At 42.5% G+C, this 23,711-nt stretch carries 24 protein-coding genes; 11 read left to right on the top strand and 13 right to left on the bottom strand.

Annotation, left to right across the window (positions count from 1 at the left end):
* The first annotated feature begins 80 nt into the window (after nt 1-80).
* Entirely contained in the window at nt 81-1,661 is a 1,581-nt protein-coding gene (locus OTG27_RS13570) for a fatty acid--CoA ligase (RefSeq protein WP_268937212.1), read from the top strand.
* Between the two features lie 348 nt (nt 1,662-2,009).
* Here the strand turns inward: OTG27_RS13570 and OTG27_RS13575 are convergent, their stop codons facing one another.
* From OTG27_RS13575 to OTG27_RS13585, 3 genes are all read right to left on the bottom strand, one after another.
* A complete protein-coding gene (locus tag OTG27_RS13575) occupies nt 2,010-2,192 on the bottom strand; it encodes a YfhD family protein (RefSeq protein WP_057278714.1) in 183 nt (60 codons plus the stop codon).
* 108 nt (nt 2,193-2,300) lie between these two features.
* Nucleotides 2,301-2,423, bottom strand: a complete 123-nt coding sequence (locus OTG27_RS13580) for a YfhE family protein (protein WP_081088510.1) — start codon at nt 2,421-2,423, stop codon at nt 2,301-2,303.
* Between the two features lie 52 nt (nt 2,424-2,475).
* Nucleotides 2,476-3,396 (bottom strand): TIGR01777 family oxidoreductase, encoded by a 921-nt coding sequence (locus OTG27_RS13585; protein ID WP_268937231.1) that lies wholly within the window; start codon nt 3,394-3,396, stop codon nt 2,476-2,478.
* 126 nt (nt 3,397-3,522) lie between these two features.
* Between OTG27_RS13585 and recX the strand changes: the two genes are divergently transcribed.
* Nucleotides 3,523-4,320 (top strand): recombination regulator RecX, encoded by a 798-nt coding sequence (gene recX / locus OTG27_RS13590; protein WP_268937213.1) that lies wholly within the window; start codon nt 3,523-3,525, stop codon nt 4,318-4,320.
* Nucleotides 4,321-4,396: 76 nt separating this feature from the next.
* The gene (locus OTG27_RS13595) at nt 4,397-4,708 is read left to right on the top strand and encodes a YfhH family protein (RefSeq protein WP_034305394.1); all 312 of its coding nucleotides are present in this window, start codon (nt 4,397-4,399) and stop codon (nt 4,706-4,708) included.
* Between the two features lie 41 nt (nt 4,709-4,749).
* On the opposite strand, the gene OTG27_RS13600 is transcribed toward OTG27_RS13595, so the two are convergent.
* The gene (locus OTG27_RS13600; protein ID WP_034305387.1) at nt 4,750-4,905 is read right to left on the bottom strand and encodes a small, acid-soluble spore protein K; all 156 of its coding nucleotides are present in this window, start codon (nt 4,903-4,905) and stop codon (nt 4,750-4,752) included.
* 113 nt (nt 4,906-5,018) lie between these two features.
* Here OTG27_RS13600 and OTG27_RS13605 point away from each other — a divergent pair, with 113 nt between their 5' ends.
* Nucleotides 5,019-5,285 carry a YfhJ family protein gene (locus OTG27_RS13605; RefSeq protein ID WP_034305384.1) on the top strand — a complete coding sequence of 89 codons (267 nt, stop codon included), beginning with the start codon at nt 5,019-5,021 and terminating at the stop codon, nt 5,283-5,285.
* Between the two features lie 49 nt (nt 5,286-5,334).
* Here OTG27_RS13605 and OTG27_RS13610 read toward each other — a convergent pair whose 3' ends face one another.
* On the bottom strand, nt 5,335-6,312 hold the full coding sequence (locus OTG27_RS13610) for a metal-dependent hydrolase (protein WP_048685454.1): 978 nt from the start codon (nt 6,310-6,312) through the stop codon (nt 5,335-5,337).
* Between the two features lie 208 nt (nt 6,313-6,520).
* Between OTG27_RS13610 and mutY the strand changes: the two genes are divergently transcribed.
* On the top strand, nt 6,521-7,636 hold the full coding sequence (gene mutY, locus OTG27_RS13615; RefSeq protein WP_268937215.1) for an A/G-specific adenine glycosylase: 1,116 nt from the start codon (nt 6,521-6,523) through the stop codon (nt 7,634-7,636).
* 95 nt (nt 7,637-7,731) lie between these two features.
* Here mutY and OTG27_RS13620 read toward each other — a convergent pair whose 3' ends face one another.
* Nucleotides 7,732-7,956 (bottom strand): hypothetical protein, encoded by a 225-nt coding sequence (locus tag OTG27_RS13620; RefSeq protein ID WP_096339011.1) that lies wholly within the window; start codon nt 7,954-7,956, stop codon nt 7,732-7,734.
* 67 nt (nt 7,957-8,023) lie between these two features.
* On the opposite strand from OTG27_RS13620, the gene fabL reads away from it, so the two are divergent.
* The 5 genes from fabL to OTG27_RS13645 all read left to right on the top strand — a co-directional run bounded on the left by fabL (nt 8,024) and on the right by OTG27_RS13645 (nt 12,300).
* Nucleotides 8,024-8,773, top strand: coding sequence for an enoyl-[acyl-carrier-protein] reductase FabL (fabL, locus tag OTG27_RS13625; protein ID WP_048685448.1), 750 nt, complete (start codon nt 8,024-8,026; stop codon nt 8,771-8,773).
* A gap of 81 nt (nt 8,774-8,854) precedes the next feature.
* The gene (locus OTG27_RS13630) at nt 8,855-9,133 is read left to right on the top strand and encodes a gamma-type small acid-soluble spore protein (RefSeq protein WP_063592108.1); all 279 of its coding nucleotides are present in this window, start codon (nt 8,855-8,857) and stop codon (nt 9,131-9,133) included.
* A 160-nt stretch (nt 9,134-9,293) separates the two neighbouring features.
* Complete coding sequence (locus OTG27_RS13635; RefSeq protein ID WP_048685443.1) at nt 9,294-9,548, top strand: YgaB family protein; 255 nt, start codon at nt 9,294-9,296, stop codon at nt 9,546-9,548.
* Between the two features lie 233 nt (nt 9,549-9,781).
* Nucleotides 9,782-10,312 (top strand): nucleoside tri-diphosphate phosphatase, encoded by a 531-nt coding sequence (ntdP, locus tag OTG27_RS13640; protein ID WP_048685440.1) that lies wholly within the window; start codon nt 9,782-9,784, stop codon nt 10,310-10,312.
* A 239-nt stretch (nt 10,313-10,551) separates the two neighbouring features.
* On the top strand, nt 10,552-12,300 hold the full coding sequence (locus tag OTG27_RS13645) for an ABC transporter ATP-binding protein (protein ID WP_268937216.1): 1,749 nt from the start codon (nt 10,552-10,554) through the stop codon (nt 12,298-12,300).
* Nucleotides 12,301-12,381: 81 nt separating this feature from the next.
* On the opposite strand, the gene OTG27_RS13650 is transcribed toward OTG27_RS13645, so the two are convergent.
* The 5 genes from OTG27_RS13650 to OTG27_RS13670 form a co-directional block, all read right to left on the bottom strand.
* Nucleotides 12,382-13,299 carry an EamA family transporter gene (locus tag OTG27_RS13650; protein ID WP_268937217.1) on the bottom strand — a complete coding sequence of 306 codons (918 nt, stop codon included), beginning with the start codon at nt 13,297-13,299 and terminating at the stop codon, nt 12,382-12,384.
* A gap of 293 nt (nt 13,300-13,592) precedes the next feature.
* Nucleotides 13,593-13,940, bottom strand: coding sequence for a hypothetical protein (locus OTG27_RS13655; protein ID WP_063592107.1), 348 nt, complete (start codon nt 13,938-13,940; stop codon nt 13,593-13,595).
* 13 nt (nt 13,941-13,953) lie between these two features.
* Nucleotides 13,954-14,484: an NAD(P)H-dependent oxidoreductase gene (locus OTG27_RS13660; protein WP_034305357.1), complete on the bottom strand. Its 531-nt coding sequence runs from the start codon at nt 14,482-14,484 to the stop codon at nt 13,954-13,956.
* 18 nt (nt 14,485-14,502) lie between these two features.
* The gene (locus tag OTG27_RS13665; RefSeq protein WP_374941261.1) at nt 14,503-16,107 is read right to left on the bottom strand and encodes a DHA2 family efflux MFS transporter permease subunit; all 1,605 of its coding nucleotides are present in this window, start codon (nt 16,105-16,107) and stop codon (nt 14,503-14,505) included.
* Nucleotides 16,108-16,162: 55 nt separating this feature from the next.
* Entirely contained in the window at nt 16,163-16,801 is a 639-nt protein-coding gene (locus OTG27_RS13670) for a biotin/lipoyl-containing protein (protein WP_268937219.1), read from the bottom strand.
* A 326-nt stretch (nt 16,802-17,127) separates the two neighbouring features.
* Here OTG27_RS13670 and OTG27_RS13675 point away from each other — a divergent pair, with 326 nt between their 5' ends.
* Nucleotides 17,128-17,586, top strand: coding sequence for a MarR family winged helix-turn-helix transcriptional regulator (locus OTG27_RS13675; RefSeq protein ID WP_141489652.1), 459 nt, complete (start codon nt 17,128-17,130; stop codon nt 17,584-17,586).
* A gap of 56 nt (nt 17,587-17,642) precedes the next feature.
* Here the strand turns inward: OTG27_RS13675 and OTG27_RS13680 are convergent, their stop codons facing one another.
* Nucleotides 17,643-18,734 (bottom strand): FUSC family protein, encoded by a 1,092-nt coding sequence (locus OTG27_RS13680; RefSeq protein ID WP_034305350.1) that lies wholly within the window; start codon nt 18,732-18,734, stop codon nt 17,643-17,645.
* A 332-nt stretch (nt 18,735-19,066) separates the two neighbouring features.
* Nucleotides 19,067-23,539: a glutamate synthase-related protein gene (locus OTG27_RS13685; protein ID WP_268937220.1), complete on the bottom strand. Its 4,473-nt coding sequence runs from the start codon at nt 23,537-23,539 to the stop codon at nt 19,067-19,069.
* Nucleotides 23,540-23,711 lie beyond the last annotated feature (172 nt).

Genomic DNA, 23,711 nt, shown 5'->3' on the forward strand with positions numbered 1-23,711 from the left:
GAAAAAGGGATGAAGTCGACCATCGGCAGGCTTTGCTGAATTCTTCCTGTTGATGGTGGTTACTTGAGGAGGAGAATGATTTGTCAGTAACGATTAAGAATATCTTTGATCAGACGGTTCAGAAATTCCCCATTAAAGAAGCTATCTACGACGTGAGAAGAAATATCCGCTATACGTATATCCAATGGAATGAACAGGTGAATAGGTTGGCGGCGGCCCTTCAAGCGGAAGGGGTGCGAAAAGGGGACAGGGTATCTACGTACCTTTACAACAATGAAGAGCTTGCAACAGCGTTCTTTGCCTGTGCAAAAATCGGTGCAATCTTCAATCCGATCAACTTCCGTTTAATGCCGGAAGAGTTGGCCTTCATTTTGAATGACGCTGCTCCAAAGGTCGTTCTATTCGAACGCGAATTGGAAACGAACGTCGCCGCGGTTGAAAAGCGATTTCCGGAAACGGCCTTCTGGTATATTGATCAGGATGTGCCTGGGTATGCCAAAGGTTACCGCCAAAAATTGGCCAGTATCTCCTCAAAGCCAGATGAAGTTGAAGTTCACGAAGATGACATTTATGCCATCATGTATACGAGCGGAACTACCGGACGTCCCAAAGGGGTCATTCACCTTCATAAAGACATGGTCAAACAAGCCGAGATTTTAATAGAGGCCATGAAGTATGAACGCTCTGATATCGGTTTGATTACTGCACCAATGTTTCATTGTGCTGAATTGCACTGCTCTTTTTTACCTCGTGTACAGGTCGGTGCAGCTAATGTCATATTACATCAGTTTCATCCCAAAAAGGTCATGGAACTGATTGAATCCGAGGGGGTCACCAAGTTTTTTGCTGCACCTACGATGTGGAACATGCTCATTCAGGAAAAATTGGAGGAGTATAAATTCCAGAGCTTGAAGTTAGGGCTTTATGGAGCAGCCCCGATGGCTCCATCCCTTGTACGTGCCTGTCAGGAGAAACTCGGCATCCAGTTCATCCAGGCCTATGGAATGACTGAAATGGGGCCGGCCATAACTCTCCTATTGGAGGAAGATCAAATTAGGAAAGCGGGTTCTGCCGGCAAGGCATGTTCCGAACATGAAATCATCATTGCCCGTCCGAATGACGATGGGCCATCAGATCCCGAGGATATGCTGGAACCTGGGGAAACAGGGGAAATCCTTGTAAAGGGTCCGTGTATCATGCAGGGTTACTTTCAAAAAGATAGAGAGACCGAAAAGGCGCTTTACAAAGGCTGGTACCATTCCGGTGACATCGGTTTCCTGGATGAAGATGGATATCTGTGGGTCAAGGACCGTGTGGACGACATGATTATTTCTGGAGGGGAAAATATTTATCCGCGTGAAGTGGAAGATACACTATATGAGCATCAAGGAGTTCTCGACTGTGCGGTACTTGGTCAGCCAGATGATCAATGGGGGGAAACGGTAACGGCATTCATCGTAGCCAAAGACCCAATGCTTGCCGAAAGCGATTTAGAAACTTGGTGTAAGAACAGTAATAGTTTGGCGAACTATAAACGTCCAAGGAGATATATCTTCTGTAATGAGCTGCCTCGGAACGCAAGTGGGAAGATACAAAAGTTCTTGCTTCGTAAACAGTTGGAAGAAAATGTTGATGGCAAAGGTTTGGGGAACCTTCTTTAAATGCCGGGGTCAGCGGCCGATGAAATACCAAGATAGGGTTTAGAATTGCTGGAAAAAGATTTGGATAAATTATTTTATAAATAATAACCTTGTGGAACAAATGAAGGAGAGAGAATAGTTATCCACAACGAAAATGTAGCGTGTTAGCCCAATCTCTCCTTTATCCACATAATCCACAGGGTTATCCAGAAATAACATTATTTTCATGTTGATAAGGTGAGTTAATGGACTTATTTTTTGTCAGTATTTTCAGAATATATCCACAATATACACAGGGTTGTGGATAAGCTATGTAAATAAAGAGGACCAAGGGGCTAACTTACAGCCCCTTGGGTTGGTTTATTCTGCTTATCGGCGATTATGAGCACGGCGGTCAGCCGCATTTGCACGGGCTTGTGCCTCGATATCTTCCTGGTCAGCCAGTTCGGAAGAATATTCAACGTCAAGTCCGTCACTTTTCAGGTTTTTGGGAACCTGAGGAAGTTTCTGTGTGTTCTTATCTCGATTATGGTGTATGTTATTTCGTCCCATGTTATCGCCCCCTGGAATATAAATAAGCTGGAGATGAATTTCACTAATCATCTCCAGCTTATTTTGTGTTGAGTGGCTGTTCAAAATGTAAGGGAAAAAACTCCAAACCTAACGACGGGATTTCTTCTCGGTATATCCACCAGCTCGATCTGCTTTTTTAAATTCGCGAGCATAAAGGATCGCTTGTGTACTAGTTAAGTTACTTTTTTCTTTATCGTGTTTTTTGAGCAATTAGATCATCTCCATTCACTTAATATCCCTATTTTTTCCTAAAATGACCCTTTCATACGTGGGAATCTTCTTTTAAGATATTTTGTAAGGCTTCTTTAAGGGTTGGAAAGGAGAAGGTGAATCCTTCTTCTTTAAGTTTAGTGGGAAGGACATTTTGCCCTTCAAGTACAAGGATGCTCATTTCCCCCAACAATTTCTTGAGGAAGAAAGGGGGGACAGTTAACCAATGGGGCCGGTGCAGGACAGTTCCTATTGTTTTTCCGAATGTATCCATCTGGACGGGGTTCGGTGCCGTAAAATTGACTGGACCTTCTATCCTAGCATCATTCATGCTAAAGATGATTGCACGGACCGCGTCATGGATATGAATCCAGGAAAGCCACTGATTCCCTTTGCCAATCTTTCCTCCGCCAAATAGTTTATAGGGGAAGGCCATCATTGGCAGTGCTCCGTCTTTTTCTCCAAGAATCACCCCGAATCTTGTTAAGATCAACCTTTTACTGTAAGAGCGTGATTTAGCCGCTTCCTTTTCCCATAGTTGAACAGTACGGGCCAAGAAATCATCACCAATGGATTCAGAGGTTTCGGTAAAGGTCTCATCGTCCGAAATACCATAATATCCGATTGCACTTGCATTAATGATGACGGACACTTTGGAGGGCAGTATGGAAATGATCCGGTTCATCTCTTTGGAAGCCTCGATCCTGCTTTCGACAATCCGGCGCTTTCGTTCAGGTGTCCAACGGCCGCTGTTCAGAGATTCACCAGCAAGGTTAATGAACACATCGAGCCCCTCCAAGTGCATTTCCGGCGTTGCCTCCTCGGTTAACCAGCCGATATATGTCAAATTAGTCCGTTTCTTGAATTTTTCGGGATGACGGGTCAAAATATATATATCATGATTTTCTTTTGATAATTCATCAATTAGGGCTGTGCCGACAAAACCGCTTCCACCAGCAATGGCTATTTTCATGAAAACCACTTCCTTTCCCTGTCTTTCCTTCACTTTAACATGCCCATGTTCTTTTTTCATTTTTAGGCATGCTATATATAGAAATGGTAAACGTAAAGGGGTAAAGTAGGTGTGGGGGGTGGATTTATGCCAAACATAACAAAAATAACAACCCAAAAGAAACGTAAAGATCGTTATAACATCTTCGTTGACGAAAAATATGCCTTCAGTGTAGACGAAGAAGTGCTATTGAAATTTCAGTTGAAAAAGGGTATGGAACTTGATGACCTGCTTTTGGCCGAAATACAATTCCATGATGAAATCCAAAAAGCATTTACCGATGCACTTAATTATTTATCATACCGGATGCGCTCAGAATCGGAAATTCGCCTTTATTTAAAAAAGAAGGAAACGGAAGAGCCGATCATTAAGGAAGCGATACATAAACTATACAGCTTTAACTATTTAGACGACCTTGAATTTTCCAAGGCTTACGTGCGGACCCATGTGAATGGAGGGAATAAAGGGCCCACTACCCTTAAGCTTGAGCTTAAGGAAAAAGGGGTGCAAGAGAAGTTGATTGTCGAGGCATTGAAGGAATACCCTTATGACATTCAAATTGAACATGCAAGGAATCTGGCTGGAAAAGCGGTCAAAAAGGAAAAAAACATTTCCGAACGAGCTTTAAGGCTGAAGGTTGAACAAACCTTGTTACGGAAAGGTTTTCCAAGAGATATCATCCATGAAGCACTTGAAGATGTGACGGTGGAAAAGGATGAGGATGAACAATGGGATTCCCTTTGCCACCATGCCGAAAAAATGCAACGCCGATATAAAAACCATGAAGGCTTCGAATATGAACAAAAAATGAAGCAGGCATTATACCGAAAAGGTTTTCCAATAGAATTGATTGAGCGTTATCTTTCCAATCCTGATGGTGATTAAGTGCATCAATAGCCAAATCACAAAATTTTGTTTAATATATAAGTAAATTAATTATTTCATTTGAGGAGTCATATATATGAGCGACGTAAGATACAGCAAGCTATCTGCCTATGAACTGCAACAGGAAATCGCAGCGTTGACTGAAAAAGCGAGAAAAGCAGAGCAATTGGGAATGGTTAATGAATATTCAGTATTGGAACGAAAAGTGACGATGGCCAAGGCCTATTTGTTAAATCCTGATGATTTCAAAAAAGGTGAAATATATCAAATTGACGGAGATCCCGGTGTCTATTTCAAAATTGATTATATGAACGGCGTATTCGCTTGGGGTTACCGCTTGGGCGGTAGCGGTAAGGAAGAAGCACTCCCGATTTCAATGCTGAAATAAAAAGGAACCGGGGAAGTACCCGGTTCCTTCTGATGTACCTTTTAATTCGATCGCTCGTTTGAAGCTTTCATTCTTTCTTGAGGGTGTGTATTAATACTTCCATCTGCACGCTTTGAAGCATATCTTGCCTTTGCACGAGGCTCGCCTTGGAATTTATTATTGTTTTGGTTGGGGAATCCTTTTTGTTTATTTCGCAAATTTTTTCTCCTCCAAGCATCAGATTAAGAAAGAAGCGTTTCCGCTTACAACTAGTATGGGTATGGGACAGTATAGTTCATTCTGTAAAAATATTGGCAATGAGGTGGTTCTAATGAATGATTACCATGAAAGATTAACCAAGATACTGCTTGAGAAAAATGAACACATCACGTATGAGCAAGCTTTGACTTGGGTGGAATTATTATGGGAAGATTTCGAAGCGACCTATGCAAAGGCTGGGCATGAATATGCCGGTGAAGAAATGACATCGCGCGTTGTAAGGACCTGGATTGATAACTACGGTGAGCAATTCCACGAATTCATTGCAAAGAACCCTAAATATCAGCAGTTATTAAATCAGCAGAATCGACTGCATTAAAAAAGCTGATTCCAGAGGAGTTCCCTGGAATCAGCTCTTTTTCAATATACTATAAAATAATATTCAATTTCTTCTGCAGCTTCGCTTCACTAAAGATCCAGCCGGTATAAGAATTCAAGATATTCAATTCGCTGTCTAAATGGACCACTGCCACAAACGGGTAATATCCATTGCTGCGATATCTTAGATCGATAAAACGGACTTCGTAATATTCTTTTATCTGTTCGATTTCGAATCGGTAAACCGGAGAAAAGGACAGAAAGGCTGCCAAGTTGATATCCTTCTTGGCGGCTTCGAGAATTTCACTTTCAGGCAATGGCACCCGATCGAACGTATCAAGAATCTTCACATATCCATTATCGGCTCGTGCCACATAATAATTCTTTTCGGTAATCACCGCAATTTTCCAGCGGTGAAAACGCATCGTCGGTGATAAAAGAATTTTCCTTGCTCCAGGAATTTGCTGTTTGACCACTCTTTTTATAAAAGCTTGTTCCCTGAACCTGGAAATGTAATAAATGACGAGTATCCCGTAAATGGAAAGAAATAAATAGCCTGGAGGAAATCCGAAGCCCCATAATATTAGGCCTGCAACATGTATTCCAAAAATGAATGGATCGAATGTATTGATGACCCCTAAAGCTACCCATTTTGACGAAATCGGCCTAAGAGCCTGGGTCCCATAAGCATTGAATATATCCACGAATACGTGAAGGAATACGGCTAAAAAGGTCCAAAGCCAAAGATGAAGGTAATTTGCTTCAGGTATGATGGCGAAAATTGCTCCGCTAATAATCAAGGGCCAAAGTAAAACAGCGGGAATGGAATGCGTGATTCCACGATGGTTACGTATATATACAGCGTTATTCCTTAATTTTAAAACGGTGTCAATGTCCGGAGCTTGTGATCCCAATATCGTACCTGCTATGACTGCACTTGCAGTAACTGGGCTCTGCGCAATGACGGGATCTAATGTGGCAAGACCTCCAAGAGCAATTCCCATGACAAAGTGAGTACCTGTATCCAAAAAACTAACCTCCCTGCCACAATTTGAAAAAAATGGTCTTCTTTCATCATACCGTATTTATATATTAACCATCAAATGAATATAATTTTGATTTATTTCAAGTGACCCGTTACAAATAAATGGATATGAACATGATATTAAAAAAAGAATGGCCTACTATAGGTATTCCCAATTTTGATTAGAGTGTAACATCTTTGGAGGAACTGATGTGAAAGAAATAACGATCCCGACAATAGAAAAAATAAAAATCGATGAATTTCAAAAAGATTTGGTTTCCTGGTTTCTCGAAGAACAAAGAGAATTGCCATGGAGGGAAAATAAGGACCCTTACCGCGTTTGGGTTTCTGAAATAATGCTGCAGCAAACGAGAGTGGATACGGTGATTCCTTTTTTCAACCGGTTCATCGAATGGTTCCCGACACTCGAGGACTTTGCCAATGCAGATGAAGAAAAGGTCCTGAAAGCTTGGGAAGGGCTGGGATATTACTCGCGTGTAAGGAATCTGCATAGTGCCGTTCAGGAAGTGAAGGCATCCTACAATGGGATTGTACCGGATGATCCCGAGGAAATCTCCAAATTGAAAGGTGTCGGCCCATATACTGCTGGTGCGATTCTAAGTATCGCATACGGCAAGCCGGAGCCAGCCGTTGATGGAAACGTCATGCGAGTTTTATCAAGGATATTAATGATATATGAAGATATAGCAAAGCCAAAGACAAGAAAAACATTCGAAGCTGCCGTCAGGAAGCTGATCGATCATGAACATACCTCTGCCTTCAATCAAGCCTTGATGGAACTTGGAGCATTAATCTGCACACCTGGTAAGCCTGCCTGCCTATTATGCCCCGTTCAAAGTCATTGTCTAGCATTTGAAGCAGGGGTTCAGTCGGAATTGCCGGTAAAAATCCAAAAGAAAAAAACAAGGGATGTACCAATTGTAGCCGCCGTTTTAACGAATGAAAAAGGTGAATTTTTAATTCACAAGCGAGCGTCAGAAGGATTGCTAGCTAATCTTTGGGAATATCCGAATTTCGAAAACCATACATCCCTCTTGCATAAGAGGGAATTCTTCGGGAGTCGGTTTAAGGAAATGTATGGCGTCAAACCGGAAATCACTGAATCACTTGTGAGAATTGAACATGTTTTCTCACATCTCGTTTGGAAAATGGACACGTATACCGGCGTGGTCAAAGAGGACATCGATGAAGAGACACTGAAAGAACAGCAACTTAAGTGGGTGAGTGCAGCAGAGATGGAGCAGTTGGCATTTCCGGTCTCCCACCAAAAAATGATGAAGGCGTATAAAGAAAAAGGAGTGCATTGAATAAGCGAATGAAATCGTGATATATGCATAAAAGAGGATATCCGATAAGATATCCTCTTCCTTTTGTTGATTTTCAAAGCAATATCCGTATAAAATCATTCGTAACTGGTTTTCGTTCCATGAGTATAATCGGCCTCTTGCCTGTTAAGTCCGCCTCTATTTTCAATTTCTTTGACGATTTCGTTATGGATACTCTGTCCTTCTTGGTTTAAATAAGGTACCATTTGTTGAAGGGAGTGATGAAAATAGGCAAGTTCACTATTTTCCCAATCCGATTTTTTCATCATCGACAACTCAGTCATATCACGTCCAACATACATAACAGTAACACTCCTTAAAAAATGATTTTTATTACTCGGTGTTTACTCAGAAAGGATGAATAAACGAATGGAACAAAAAGTGGCACTCGTTACAGGTAGCAGTAAAGGTTTAGGCAGAAGCACGGCAATAAGGCTTGCGGAGGAGGGTTACGACCTCGTTATTAATTATGCCCGGAGCAAGTCGAAAGCATTAGAAGTGGCTGCCGAAATTGAAGCGTTGGGGCGAAAAGCCCTTGTAGTCAAGGCAAATGTCGGTGATGTTGCGAAAGTGAAAAGCATGTTCGAGGAAATCGATGCTTATTACGGACGTTTGGATATTTTCATCAATAATGCGGCCTCTGGCGTCCAGCGTCCATTGATGGAGCTGGAGGAATCCCATTGGAACTGGACCATGGACATCAATACAAAAGCTCTCCTTTTCTGCGCACAGGAAGCGGCGAAACTAATGGAGAGGAACGGCGGGGGGAAAATCGTCAGCATCAGTTCACTAGGATCCATTCGCTATTTGAAAAATTATACAGCTGTTGGAGTTTCCAAAGCTGCGCTTGAAGCCCTGACAAGATATTTAGCGGTCGAATTGGCTGCTAAAAATATTTGTGTCAATGCCGTTTCAGGCGGTGTGATCGATACGGATGCCCTGAAGTCTTTCCCGAATCGGGATGAAATGCTTGCTGAGGCGGCAGAACAGACTCCCGCTGGACGGATGGTCGAGGTGGAAGATATGGTGAATACCATCCTGTTTTTAATTTCCGATGGAGCCAGGATGATTCGTGGACAAACCGTAATAGTTGATGGGGGCATTTCATTGCTTGTTTAATGTAACTGGAAAAATTTAAATGATTATTGTTGGATAGCACTCCGGGATAATGGTTATCTTATTATCGTGGAGGTGATATCAATGGCTAAAAACAACATGAATAAATCACAAGCAGGTACTGACGTTCAACAAGTAAGACAACAAAATGCGCAATCTCAACAAGGCCAAGGCCAATTCGGTACAGAATTTGCTTCTGAAACTAACGTTCAAGAAGTAAGACAACAAAACGCTCAATCTCAACAAAGAAAAGGCCAAGGTCAAGCACAAGGCCAATTCGGTACAGAGTTTGCTTCTGAAACTAACGTTCAAGAAGTGAAACAACAAAACCAAAGATCTCAAAGCAATAAAAACCAAGGCTAATTGCCGATGAAAAGCATCCTTCTTATGAAGGGTGCTTTTTTTTGCCTTCCATTGGATTCGACAAATGTTTCGTCGTGTTTACATTTTATGTCAAAGGAGAAAGCTGATAAAAATAGAATATACATACTATAGAAAAAATACAGATTAGGAAGGTGCATTCATGGAGGAATTTAACCGGCTTATAAACAACCAGTTGAAAACGATGGATAAGCTTTTACTTTTACAATCCGAAATCGAAAGATGCCAAGATATAGAGAAGCAACTCCTTGCCCTTGAAGAGGAGAGTGAAGCGGTCACAATTCAGGAAGAGATTCAACTTAAAAAGCAGGAATTGAAAAGTATCCATGAAATGTTCGAAAAGCAAACGGAAGAAGTAATCCGTTATTTTCAGCAAGGACAGGCAGCCATACGATAAATAACCGGCTAATTTCTTAGATGAAATGGGTGGATGGTCAGACTTTTTCGACTTATTTACACATTTTCACTGGGAGATTAGCCACTTTTGTTTTAAATTTATGAATAAATCGCTATAATATAGGAATATAGGGTAAATGGAAAAAAGTATATATTTTAAATACACAAAACAACTGCAAACGGAATAGGGCACAGTACGCTGTCAGGGTGTCTATAGAAAGTAGGGAGAGATAAATGGGGATTGTTCCTGCCGAAGGAGGAAAAATCCAAATCCATAGCTATAAACATAATGGACATATCCATCGTATCTGGGAAGAGACAACCGTTTTAAAAGGGACCCAAAATCTGGTGATAGCAGCGAATGACCGTACTATGGTAACGGAATCAGATGGAAGGACCTGGATTACGAGAGAGCCGGCGATTTGCTATTTTCATTCAAAGTATTGGTTTAATGTTATTGGTATGTTGAGAGAGGACGGGGTTTATTATTATTGCAATATCAGTTCGCCGTTCACATACGATTCGGGAGCATTGAAATACATTGATTATGACCTGGACATTAAAGTATTCCCAGATATGACGTTTAATTTGCTGGATGAGGATGAATATGAAAGGCATCGGAAAGAAATGAATTACCCGGATGCCATCGATTCAATATTGAAACAGAACGTAGACTATTTGATTTATATGATACGCCAGCGAAAAGGACCATTCTCCGCAGAGTTTATTGATAGTTGGTATGAACGCTTTTTAACCTATCGATGATAGAAAAGGCCTGCTGCATAATTGGCAGGCTTTTTCATTGTGTATCTTACCTACACATCTGATTCACTCTTTATACGCAGGAACCATTAAACCTCCTACAAATGTTTATGAAGGTGATCCTTTTGATAGTTAATTACCGAAAAGGAAAATATAATTGAATAGTGCATATAAGATTCCCAAATGACCGTAATGGGCTTTTTTAGCATTTGGATTTATTGATTAAGAAAAGGAGGAATTCCGTGGGGAGCATTAAGAGATATTTGCAATTCGTCAAACCATATAAATGGCAGATAATCGGAACGGTACTGATTGGACTGTTAAAGTTCGCGATTCCGCTTTTGCTTCCATTGCTCAGTAAGTATATAGTGGATGACATTATCGGAAACGATGATCTGTCCAAAGCCGTGAAGTCCGAACGCCTTATCTGGGCGATGGCCATCATGATATTCATTTTTGTTGCAGTTAGACCGCCGATTGAGTATTACCGACAATATTTCGCTCAATGGACCGGAACGAAAATCTTATATGATATTCGTAATGATTTATTTACCCATATACAGAAACTGAGTTTTAAATATTATTCCAATACAAGGGTGGGCGAGGTCATTTCAAGAATGATCACGGACGTGGAACAAACAAAGAACTTTGTCATCACGGGTTTAATGAACCTTTGGCTCGATATCGCAACGATCATCATAGTGATAGTCATCATGTTTACGATGGATGTGAAATTAACCATTGTATCCATCATCATGCTTCCATTTTACGCATTTTCGATTAAGCATTTCTTTGGCAAGCTGAGAACGTATACAAGGATTCGGTCCCAAGCCTTAGCGGATGTACAGAGTCACCTTCATGAACGGGTTTCAGGGATGTCAGTCATCAAAAGCTTTGCGATAGAAGACAGGGAACAGGAATTGTTTGCAAAGCAGAACAAGAATTTCCTCGATAAAGCCCTAAAGCATACGAGCTGGAATGCCAAGTCATTTGCTGTCGTGAATACGATCACGGATATTGCCCCCTTGCTCGTGATAGGATTTGCCGGTTATCAGGTCATTCATGAACAATTGTCACTGGGTACCATGGTTGCTTTCGTCGGTTTCATTGACCGGCTATATAATCCCCTCAGACGTTTAGTTAACTCTTCGACGACAATGACCCAGACATTGGCGTCCATGGACAGGGTTTTTGAGTTTGTGGATGAGAAGTATGATATCGATGATGAACCAGGGGCGAAAGAGCTGAAGCATGTGGATGGCCGAATAACCTTTCAGGATGTATCGTTTGCTTATGACGAGAAAGAGGCACCTGTTTTGAAACATATAAACTTGGATGTTAAACCAGGGGAAACCATTGCACTTGTCGGTATGAGCGGCGGCGGGAAATCCTCGATCGTCAGTTTGATTTCCCGTTTCTATGATGTGACGGAGGGAAGGGTATTATTGGATGGGATGGATATCCGTAAATATCAAGTCCGCAGCCTAAGAGATAAAATAGGAATGGTACTACAGGATAATATCTTATTTAGTGAATCGGTTAAGGCCAACATCCTTATGGGACGACCTGATGCAAGTGATGAAGAAGTATTTGAAGCGGCAAAGGCGGCGAATGCCCATGACTTCATCATGGGTCTAAAAGAAGGATATGAAACGAAAGTCGGGGAGCGGGGAGTTAAATTATCCGGGGGCCAAAAGCAACGGGTGGCCATTGCGAGGGTATTTTTGAAAAACCCGCCAATCCTTGTTCTCGATGAAGCCACCTCCGCATTGGATTTGGAAAGTGAACACTTTATCCAGGAGGCGCTGGATATTTTGGCGAAAAACCGGACCACGATCATCGTCGCCCATCGGTTATCAACCATCACCCATGCCGATCGGATCATTCATATCGATAATGGGGAAATTACGGAAATGGGAACACACGAAGAACTTATGAAAAAGCAAGGGCATTACTACAACCTATTTCAAGTACAACAATTGGATTCTTAAGGAATACAAGATAAAAAAGAAGGCCATTCCGCTAAAGGAATGGCCTTCTTTTTTATTCTGATACGAACTTGTGCATGCACGTTATGAAATCCTTTTTTCATGCAGCGTTTTTTTTCCAGGAAGGAAATGCGGCAGATGCTTTATTCCCTCAGGCAAGGCGATGCCGACGATGATCAAGCACATCCCGAACCATTGCAGTGACGTTACCTGTTCATTCAAGAAGATGACGGAAACGACCATCGCTGAAGGCAGTTCCGCAGCACAAAGAATTGTTCCAAGCCCGACCCCCACTTTCGGTAAACTGACAGCAAAGAAAAAGAAAGGAACTAAAACACCCAATGTGCCGAGCAGCAGACCGTAGTACCATAGGTTCGTTTGGACAAGATTCGTTACAAGTGTGACGGGGTTAGTTGTGAATACAGCAGTCAGCATACCCCCCGTTGCAATGAAAAACAGCCGTTTCATGGAAGATTCCCCAACAGCGAATTGAGAGTTGCAGTACATATACAGCGCAAAAAGCAATGCAGACAATAGTCCGAACAATACGCCTTTTAGGCTTAGGCCAGATAGAGGCTGACCGAAGATTGCCCCTGCCAATAATGTACCGATGAAAAGAACGAAAATGGCAATGAGTTTATTTTTATCCGGGCGTCTTTTATTTAAGAAGCTTTCAATAAGGACGCCTATCCAGGTAAATTGAAATAAAAAGACTACGGCAATCGAAGCGGGAAGCTCGGATACGGAAACGGCATATGCCTTTCCGACGAAAGTGGACATCATGCCCGTGATTAAAAGTAATCCGGAACTCTTCCATGAAACTTTATATTTAAACGAAAAGAGAAATATAACGGAGACAATCAGCCAACCGACAAGATATTGACTGCCGACCAGTTCTCCAGAAGAATGGCCATCCATGAATCCAAACTTCATCATGGTGGATAAAGTGCCATATGAAATCGAACCGATTAAGACCATTATGGAATACTTCAAAAGTTGCATATTTTTCACCCCTATAAAAATAAAAATCGCCACCTGCCAAAAAGGCAAGTGACGAACGAAAAAAGGAAATCCTTTTAAAATTCCGTCTCTCAACAAAAGCTGAGTTTAACAAATTGTATGCGTTGCATTACCTTAGCTTAAAGTCTTTGTGAATATTTGTCAACCAGAAAATAAAGTTAAAGACTGCACGTCGATCACTAAGTTAAGGGTGGCCGCAGAGGTAGGAGAAGATCCATTCAATGGCATATAAAACAAAACCCCCAAATGGCAAATTAGCCTAATGGGGGGGTGTTTTAATCGCCATTCTGTCGGAAGTCCTCCAATGTACCACGGTATTCCTTGTCTTTCATTTTGCGAATATCAGGCTTTTTTTCTGCAGTTGGCTCATCATTTGGTTTTTGTTTATGAAGCTTGGAAAGAGCCAAACGATAATCCTGATCTTTCATTTTCAATTCATCATTGTCTGTGGGGGAAATGATTTCGGTAATGGAATCATCTGCAGTCGGGAAAGCGGACTCTTCCGACGAATTCTCTTCCTCGACTGCAGGCGGCTTACCTTCAGGTGATAAGGCTTTGATATTGAAGGTGATCAAGCCCGTAACCGCTAATATGGCAACGATGATAATTAGAATTATGCCCATTGAATCAAGCCTCCTAGAGCCCGTTTATGAATGAACGGGTGACATGGGCTACCCGTTTTCCTAATGCTTCTCCAAGCTTCAAGTCATTTTTGGTGATATTGTCATCCACACCGGGCGGACAGCTTATCCCTACTCCATAGTAGGAACCATATAAGGCATTTTCCGGGACAGTGCCGGGCAAGCCGACAATGATCATGCCTTGATGAAGCATAGGGGTGATTAAGTTCAGCATGGTAGCCTCGAGTCCGCCATGTACGGTGGCCGTGGTACAGAACACAGCACCCACTTTATTGATCAGCGCACCTTCCGCCCATAGATACCCAAGTTTATCGATCCATGTTTTCAAACTCGAACTGATGGTTCCAAAATGACCGGGACAGCCCCAAATGATCGCATCCATTTCCTGAAGCTTATAAACATCCGCCTCGTTTACATGGTCAATGAGAACCTCAGCCCCAGGAACCGCAGCGGCTCCTTGAGCTATTGATTCGGCAAGTGCTTTCGTATGGTTACCTTCACTGTCGTAAACAACATAGATCTTCATTTTAATTCCTCCATTTAATTAAACCGATTTTTTTACTGGCGAAGGAAGCAAGGGTACATCCAAAGGTTCTTGTTTAGCTTGTTTCATTGCTTTATCCTTCCGAACGTCGCGCAAAAATAATGAGAGAACGATGCCTGCAATTGCGAAGCCTGATGCCCAAAAGAATGCATCATTGATTCCCATCACATTTGCTTGACCCTGGATTTGAGAAGAAATCAGCGACATGGCAGTTTCCTGTGCCTGTTCACTAGTTTGATTCATCGAAGTCATGATGGATTGAACGATAGTCTGGAAATTCTGAACAAAACCGGGATCACTCGTACTCATTTCCGTTCCTAAAGCAGTTCCATGGAAAGAAGCACGGGTTGTATAAATGGTCGTCACGAAGCTCGTACCAATGGCTCCGGTCACTTGTTTCAGCGTATTGCTCATTGCCGTACCATGTGTATTCAAATGCTTAGGTAGCTGATTCATCCCAGCAGTCATGATCGGCATCATCAGTAAAGACATTCCAAGTGCGCGGATGGCATAGATGATGACCAAAGTCGAATAGGTTGTTTCCGTAGTCAATTTAGCGAATTCGAAGGTTGTGACGGCAGTGATCGCCAACCCAATTAGTGCTAATGGACGAGGTCCGATTTTGTCAAATAATGCTCCTGAAATGGGTGACATCACCATCATCACAAGGGCTCCGGGTAGCATCAACAGGCCGGATTGAACTGGTGTGAAGCCTCTTAAAGTCTGTAAATATATAGGCAATAAGAATATCCCGGTAAACATGGCCACTGTGACGATTGCAGAAATGATATTGGATAATACGAACATGTCATACTTAAATACACGGAAGTCGAGCATAGGTGTTTCCGATTTTAGCTGTTGAACCACAAAAAGCGTCAAAAGGATCAGCCCAATGATGATCGTTCCCAGAACAATTGGATCCGTCCAGCTTTTGGAACCTGCTTCACTGACACCGTATAGTAATGATGCAACACCTAGCAAGGATAGAGAGGCACCCAGCAAATCCAATTTGATTTTCCTTGGTTCCGCTACATTACGCATACTTAAAAAGGCGAGTGTCATGACGATCATGCCTAATGGCACCATTGCGTAGAACATGACCCGCCAGCTATATTCCTGAATGACCCAACCTGATAAAGTCGGGCCGATTGCAGGGGCAAACATAATGGCAAGTCCAAAGATCCCCATCCCTTTCCCGCGCATTTCCGGAGGGAAGATGAAAAGAATGATCGTCATGACCAAAGGCTGCAGGATTCCGCCGCCAGCGGCCTGAATCAGCCGGCCTGTAAGGATGACGGGGAAATTTGGTGCGATGCCGCAGATGAATGTCCCGACGGTGAATAGAAACATGGCAGCCAGGAATAAAATGCGCGTGCCAAACCGTTCTATTAAAAAAGCGGAAAGTGGGATCAAGGCTCCATTCACGAGCATGAATCCAGTTGATAACCATTGAATCGTAGTCGCAGCTACATTGAATTCTGCCATCATCCTAGGCATGGCGACACTAAGCAGGGTTTGATTCAAAATGACCATGAACAAACCTAGCATTAGGATAATTAACATGGGGGCAAACTGTTTCATTCCCTTGTTTTCATTTACTGTGATGGTTTGAGAAGCCATGTAAAGAAAAGCCTCCTTTCTGTATAACGGTGTAGCAGGTTTATTTAGTCGAAATTTTCACTTCTGCGTTCATTCCAGGCAGAACTTTATCGGATGGTGCTTTGATGGAAATTTTCACTGGTACTTTTTGAGTGACTTTCGTATAGTTCCCGCTGCTGTTTTGATTGCCCATCACTGAAAAGACAGACGTTGTAGCATAACCGATCTGTTCCAATGTACCTTCAAAGACCGTATCGGGATCTCCATCGATGATAATATCGACGCTGTCACCTTTTTCGATATCCTTCAATTTATTTTCTTCAATATTAGCCGTTATGGACAAATCTTCCATATTGATGGTTTGAGCTAGCGTTTGTCCTGCTTGAACAAGCTGCTCATCATGCACTTGTGTTTTAACGATCGTACCTTGTGCTGCGGTTTTTACCGCTTCTTTACCGTCTAAGGTGGATACATTGGCAACTTTGTCATCCTTACTTACACTGTCTCCTTCGTGTAAGTCCCAATCTGCTAGTTTACCGGCAGCGGGGGCAACGATGGTATATAGCTCACCTGACACTTTCGCTTCATCCGTTTTAATGAAATTCGTGCTTTCATAATAGTAATAAGCCCCACCGGCCAATGCCGCTATTATAATAACCAAACCAATGACATTGATTAAAACTAAACGTCCTCTATTCACTTGTTTCGCCTCCAAAAATATATTGATGATGTGTTCCTTTTTTTATTTACGTTCATTAGCTAGAAATGAAATAACCTCCTATTCTAATGTTTATTTATTAATTTTAATAAATATTAATTTTTATAAGTATTAATATTATTAAGTAAAGAGTTTACCAGTTTAATTATTTTTTGTCATGTAATTTATTCGGAAAAATGGTGGGAAATAAATACAGTGAAATAGTAAAAATTTGAATTTTTTTTAGTTTTAAGGATATATGGAAAGTAAAGTTGACATTGGAATGCCATTTAATTAAATTTAAGAGGTAGGATTGTCCTATATAAGGAGTGAGAAGGCTGGAATTTAAATGGGAAGTAACTAATAGTATAGAGATGCAGATTTTTCGGATTAGGAAGAAGCTTAGGGCCATCGTAGCAAAAAATCTTCAGCCTTATGGATTAACATCGCCTCAGTTTTTCATTTTATTGATATTGAAAAAAGAGGGATCGATTAAATCGACCCAGCTGGCTGACTTCTTAACCGTAAAGCCAAGTGCGATTACAGTATTTGTAGATAAGCTGGTCGAAATGGATTATGTGAAACGGCAGCCCTCTGATAAGGATCGCAGGGTCATCAACCTTGAATTGAAAGAGGCTGGGGAAGCGATTTTGGGGAGAGTCCTTGCGGATCATAACAAATTGATGGGCAAGAACTTCAATTCATTCTCGGAAGATGAGCTGCAGGATCTTGTGAATAAATTGGATACGATTGAAAAGGCTGCTGATAAGAACCTTTTGGATGATTGAATGAGTGCTGCTCTAAATAGAGACGAAAAAAAGACGGTTCCCGGGAACCGTCTTTTTTAATCTTCTTCGTACTGGACAGATATTTCGTTATCTTCCTTATGGAACGACTGGAAGCTGACGATCAGCTTTTCAAGGTGTTCCAATTGTTCGTCATATTCTATGACTGCAGAAATCAATGGTACAAGGCGGGCAGAGAGGTGGCCTAGGTTATCATGCATTTCGTCCACTTGATTCTGCTGTTCGAAAAAATGGGCGAGCAGCTCTTTACGACTTAAACAATCCTGGTCCCAATCTTCAATCTCCTCGATTGACTTGATTTTTTCGATATGCAGTAATATCAACTGCTCATGCTTGCGGATCAATGAATCAAGCTGCTGTAAGATGCTCCGTTGGAAATCTTCAGGCATTTGATATACTTCATTCTCGAATTTATGGATTCTCTTCAAGGTTTCAAACGCTTTTTTCGTCGTTATGATCATTTGCCGATAAACGACAAGCTTTCTTGCTTTAGCAACACTGTTCTTCTTGAAATATTCCCGTTCCTCTTTGTACATGGAATAGATATGTTCCAAATCGAGTAACTCCGCCTTCAACCGGCTGATGTCCTTTTTCAATAAAGTGTGTTCTGTAGCATGTCTTGTGCTGATTCTGATCCATTTCAAGATGTCTTCCGTTACATCTGTAATGCGTGTATAAAGCTTTGCTTCGTACTTTGGAGGAATGAAAACAAGATTCACGATAAACGAAGAAACGATTCCAAGCAAAACGGATGAGAGACGAATAAAGGCAAAATTAAGGAATTCCCCGTCCTGGCTTTCCATGATGGCAATGACCGTCACGATGGAAAGGACAATCGTTTTATCCATTTTCAGTTTTAAATTGATGGTTATGACAACCATTACGGCAAGACCGATAATAAAAATATCATTTCCGAACAACAAAACGAAGGAGACAGCAACCAATGCGCCAATGATATTTCCTTGAATTTGCTCCAATACCGTTTGATATGAACGGTAAATGGTCGGCTGTATTGCAAAAATTGCAGCAATCCCAGAAAGGACAGGAGCAGGAAGGTTAAGCAGTTCCGATAGGTAAAGCGCTAAAACAATTGCTATTCCTGTTTTGAGAATGCGGGCACCAAACTTCATATATGGGTTAATCCTTTCTTTGTGTTGTAATGGGTCTGGCAAGAAAAGGCTCTATTAATATATAGGCCTTTGCTTAAAGTTGTATTCTAACTTATTTGTTAGTACTTTACACTAAAATAAGATGATGTAAACAAAAAGTAATATACAGGATTTTCCTAAGAGATACAATAGTTAAAATCAAGTTTAATATATAAAGAAACGTTAGGCAATTTCTTGATTGCTTTCAGCATTGTTTTTCAATCGTTTGAAGATGATCCCAGAGGTATATGACCGAGAAAAGGCTGATGCTCGAAATGAAGAGCATCAGCCTTTTTTAATATACATTTTCGGCATCACTCCGTGGATACAGCAGGATCCGCCTGTTCTTTAACTGGAACGACCTGAAGGAAATGCTCTCCAGAATTCTGAAGCAGTGTCTCTAAAGAGGCCGCTTCTTCGGTTTGGCCATGGTCTTTCAAGAGGGCCGTGTATTTGCCAAGGAGTTCAGCCACATCCTGCAGGCCTTTTGCAGATAGGGACTCAATGGAAATCTTTGCCCCTTTCGCAACCCGTTTCTTAATGACCTCTTTGGTTAATCCAGATTCAGGCTGTTGCCGTAAATAAACGACACCCCCTGTCATCCCTGCGCAAATCCATGGACCGGGATCACCTAGAACTAAACCTCTTCCATTTGTCATGTATTCAAAAGCGAATCCCTTAATATTGGATGTTACCGCTATATTCCCGTGTTCCTTTTTAGGAAGCGGTTGTTTCAATAATCCGCCAATGATCATATCCGCTCCGGAAAGCCGGATTCCCGCCCTGGCATCGGCATCACCCTGGGCAATTAGGAGACCATGCTGTGCACCGTAACCAAAGCCCTTACCGACAGAGCCATTGTAGAACTTCCCATCTTTTCCTGGAGATTTAAAGATGGCAATGTTACCGCCAATCGATGTTTTACCGATACCATCCTGGGCACCGCCATTTACGCTGATTGAAATTCCTTCTGTATTGTATGCCCCAAGTCCATTACCCGGAATGGAACCATCCTGGTAGGATAGGTGAACGGGAGGAAGTTTTTTGTATGAACCATCCAATCTGCCCCTAACGCGGTGACAGGAGACCCTGCTGCCGAGTACACGCTGCTCGGATGTAATCGAGCTATAGCTGCGGGATTGCTGCAGTTCATCTACATGTGAATCAAGATATTCTGCGCCAACGGCTACCTGCATGGAGCCTTCATTCAAATATGCCGCCGCTTCCTTATGCGAGAACGGTGTTATATCCAGATTTTTTAATAAATAGGTTAAATCCAATGATTGTTGACCTTTAACTTGCTGCAGCAAATCAGAACGCCCGACGATATCCTGAAGATTCTTCACCCCAAGTGATCCGGTCAAAGATTTGAGTTCTTTTGCAAATGCACTGAACATATTCGTTAACCCCTGTACGGCTAAATCAAATTTACGTGGAACAAAACGGCGCAGCCCGTGTTCTTTCGCCTGAGCTTCCGATTCAATTTGGGTGGCGATGCCCACATGGCAAGTATCAAGGTGACATCCGCGGCACGTTGTGCAGCCGACTGCAATCATCGAAAGGGTCCCAAAGCCTACACGATTTGCCCCAAGCAGCATTACCTTCAAAACATCCATCGAGCTTTTTAACCCACCGTCAGCCCAAATTTCAACGTTCTGCCGGATACCTGATTCAAGCAGTGCATTATGGGCCGCTTTCACACCTATCTCAACTGGCAGGCCTACATGTGAGAGAGCATGGATTCTGGCAGCACCCGTTCCGCCATCAAAACCGGAAAGCGTTATGATATCGGCCCCTGCTTTTGCGACGCCGACAGCAATCGTACCGATGTTTGGAACAACTGGTACTTTGACGGCAACTTTTGCCTTGTCATTTGCCGTTTTTAGCTCATGGATCATCTGGGCCAAATCTTCAATTGAGTATATATCATGGTTATTGGAAGGGGAGATCAAGTCGGAACCGATTGTAGCATTTCGGGCTTCTGCGATTTTCGCTGTGACCTTGGAACCGGGAAGGTGACCGCCTTCACCGGGTTTTGCCCCTTGACCAATTTTAATTTCCAATAGATTTGAAGAGTTCAGGAGTTCTGCATTGACACCGAAACGTCCGGAAGCTATTTGCTGTCCGCGGGATTTCGGGTACTTGCCCAGCATATCCTTTATTTCCCCGCCTTCGCCATTCATGCTGATCATGCCTAGCCTCTCGGCAGCTTCTGCATAGGCCCGGAAAGCAATCTCATTTTGTGATCCAAAGGACATGGAGGCTATGACGAACGGCAATTCCTGTTCACCGACCGAAAGGCTGACTTCTTCAGAAGGGACGGAAGCTTCTGAAGTTTTTAATGATGTCAAGTGGCGGATCGTCGTCGGATTGGATTCTTCCTGTTCAGTGATCTTTTCGCGATAAGCATCATAGTCACCTGTTGAAGCAACTTCCCCGATGGATTTCCAGATTCTAGGGAATAGATGGAAGGTTTTCCCCATCCGTTCTTTTTCATTGCCGTAATCCACTGCACGCTGGATGGCATCTGCCTTGATTTTATCAAAATTATAGTCAAGATCATTGGATCCGAAGAAATTAGCCACATTTAGATATTTCGCGATTTCCTCATGTAAACCGATGCTTGAGAAAAGTCTTCCATAGCCGCGCAATTCATGAATGCCAATGGTGGAGATGACCTTCTCAAGCCCTTTCGTCAAGGAGTTATATAGATTGGTAACCCCCTTATGGTCATCTGAAGATAAGGAAAGGAACATATAATAGGGGCTGATTAAGTTTGCCCCAAGACCATAAGAAACGATGATATCATGCAGTGACCTTAGCGATGCTGAACGTAAAAGGATGGAACAATCACGACGCTTGCCTGTACGGACCAACGCTTGGTCGACGGCTGAAGTGACCAGGTGTGGATCAAGCCAAAGGTTGCCGTTTTGATGGGCAAGGGCATCATCCAGAACGAGCAGCGTTTTTCCTTCATCCACAGCATTGACACTTTCATCCGTAATCCTGGTCAGGGCATCCGTGATGTTTTCATCCTCTTTGAATGTGCTTGAAATGATGTGCACGAGTTTTTGATCTTGGTTATATTTAATGAACTGGTCATAGCTTGGCTGCGATACGATGGATGAGCACTCATAACCCGTTGATCCTTCGATCAATAAGGGAGTCAGCAGCTCCGTCACCTTTCCTGCCTTATTCGCTTCGAATAGGGAAGGGCGCTTTCCTATGATCGTCCTTGTTGAGAAGTGCTCGGTTTCCCGGTCCCGGTCAATCGCCGGGTTGGTTACAACGGCCACGCTTTCCTTGATGAAATCAGCAATGTTGGTCCGTTGGGGATTAAGTGCTGCCAGCGGCGCATCATGACCAAGTGAACGAATTGGCTCAGCGCCTTTTTCGGCCATCTGTTCCACTAATTGGACATGCTCCCTTTCCCACCCAAAGGCTTTATACTGACCATTATGAATGGCTTGCGTGTTTGTCATGGAGACAACCTTTTCAAAAACCTGTGGCTGTAAGCGGATTCGGTCATTGGAAAGGACGAAACGATCATTGAATAGTTCAAACACTTTATCCTGGTAATCCTTGTATGTGTACAATTCAATTCGGTCGCCGTTCCATTTCAATCCGATTTTTTCCCCTGGACCCATCGGTTTCGGATCTCCGGTATATTCACTGGAAGGGATGATTCCAGGTTCGGAAGTGAACATATAGGATGTTTCCGTTTCAATATTCCAAAGCGGGCGCAAGCCTAGAGAGTCGACAGAGAATACGGCTTCATCGCCGAAACGGGAGATGATGCCTGCCGGACCTTGTGCAAAATGACCCCATGCTTCCCTTAAATACGTATATAAGTCTTGTAAGTGCTCGGGATATTCCTTGATTTCATTGATGATTGGCGGAAACATAAGATCGACAGCTTCGAATAAAGAATAGCCATGACGGCAGATGAAAGTTTCGATCGTCTTGTTTAAATCCTGAGAGTCGCTTCCATCTTTAGCGATGGGAACTCCGATCATTTTCGCTTCATCACGCAATTTGGCGATGGTATTGATTTCGCCATTATGACCAAGCACGCTGAAAGGCTGGACCCGGAAGAAGCTTGATAGAGTATTGGTTGAAAAACGATTATGTCCCAGTGTCATGGTGGAGGCAGCCAAAGGATCGGCAAGATCAAGATAATAGGCAGGGAGCGTATCCCCCGCACCCATCACTTTGTATACCGCATGATGCTGGCTTAAAGAGGCAACATGGATGAAATCGCTTTTTTCGATGTCGGAAGTCAGCTCAAAAAGAACATTTGAAAGCTCCTGGTTGTTATTGATGGTTGAGGAACAGGCAAATTGCCAGAACACTGGGTCTTCTTGAATGGCAATCGGTCCCAATGCCTCGGAACGGTAGGCTTTATCCGTTTCGAATATCAATGAGAGACCATGTTGGAGCAGTTTCTCCTTAACTTCGACCTTTAAGTCGTTCGCTTCTGTTTTTTTGCTTAGAAATAAGTGGCCGACTATGAAGGTATCTTGATCGACGATGCCTGAATCGACATTTGCCGCTTCAAGTTTCTTTTTCCAAAGAGCCCGGGGAATATCGATATGGATGCCGGCGCCATCACCCTCACCATTGATGAAGCCGCAGCGATGGTTCATTTTAACCAGTGCGTCGATACAGGCAAAGATGTTTTCGTTAGTAGGGATCTTCTTTTTTTCGATGCAGGAAACGATTCCGCAGGCATCATGCTCTTCCTTGTGAAATTCTTTGAATGTAGCAGGTGTCCATTGTTGGGCCATATTTGTGGCTTGAATAAGGTTACCCTTATTCTCTGCCTTTCACCTCCTGTAGCATATGTTTAATGGGGGAAATATTAGTAAACCCGAACAATAGTCCAAGTTTTGATAGATTGAAAGAAAGTGTATAAATGTATATAAATGTATCCATATCATATCATTTAAATATTCAGAA

The sequence above is a fragment of the Peribacillus sp. AS_2 genome, from assembly GCF_026891895.1.
Lineage (GTDB): Bacteria > Bacillota > Bacilli > Bacillales > DSM-1321 > Peribacillus > Peribacillus frigoritolerans.

Bases quoted from the DNA above. Each gene is read 5' to 3' on its own strand.
- OTG27_RS13660 (WP_034305357.1), bottom strand. From the start codon at position 14,484: ATGAAGATCTATGTTGTTTACGACAGTGAAGGTAACCATACGAAAGCA.
- OTG27_RS13620 (WP_096339011.1), bottom strand. From the start codon at position 7,956: ATGTATGTTGGACGTGATATGACTGAGTTGTCGATGATGAAAAAATCG.
- OTG27_RS13680 (WP_034305350.1), bottom strand. From the start codon at position 18,734: ATGAAGTTTGGTGCCCGCATTCTCAAAACAGGAATAGCAATTGTTTTA.
- OTG27_RS13655 (WP_063592107.1), bottom strand. From the start codon at position 13,940: ATGGGCATAATTCTAATTATCATCGTTGCCATATTAGCGGTTACGGGC.
- fabL (WP_048685448.1), top strand. From the start codon at position 8,024: ATGGAACAAAAAGTGGCACTCGTTACAGGTAGCAGTAAAGGTTTAGGC.
- OTG27_RS13595 (WP_034305394.1), top strand. From the start codon at position 4,397: ATGAGCGACGTAAGATACAGCAAGCTATCTGCCTATGAACTGCAACAG.
- ntdP (WP_048685440.1), top strand. From the start codon at position 9,782: ATGGGGATTGTTCCTGCCGAAGGAGGAAAAATCCAAATCCATAGCTAT.
- OTG27_RS13650 (WP_268937217.1), bottom strand. From the start codon at position 13,299: ATGCAACTTTTGAAGTATTCCATAATGGTCTTAATCGGTTCGATTTCA.
- OTG27_RS13605 (WP_034305384.1), top strand. From the start codon at position 5,019: ATGAATGATTACCATGAAAGATTAACCAAGATACTGCTTGAGAAAAAT.
- OTG27_RS13585 (WP_268937231.1), bottom strand. From the start codon at position 3,396: ATGAAAATAGCCATTGCTGGTGGAAGCGGTTTTGTCGGCACAGCCCTA.
- recX (WP_268937213.1), top strand. From the start codon at position 3,523: ATGCCAAACATAACAAAAATAACAACCCAAAAGAAACGTAAAGATCGT.
- OTG27_RS13630 (WP_063592108.1), top strand. From the start codon at position 8,855: ATGGCTAAAAACAACATGAATAAATCACAAGCAGGTACTGACGTTCAA.
- OTG27_RS13575 (WP_057278714.1), bottom strand. From the start codon at position 2,192: ATGGGACGAAATAACATACACCATAATCGAGATAAGAACACACAGAAA.
- OTG27_RS13635 (WP_048685443.1), top strand. From the start codon at position 9,294: ATGGAGGAATTTAACCGGCTTATAAACAACCAGTTGAAAACGATGGAT.
- OTG27_RS13685 (WP_268937220.1), bottom strand. From the start codon at position 23,539: ATGGCCCAACAATGGACACCTGCTACATTCAAAGAATTTCACAAGGAA.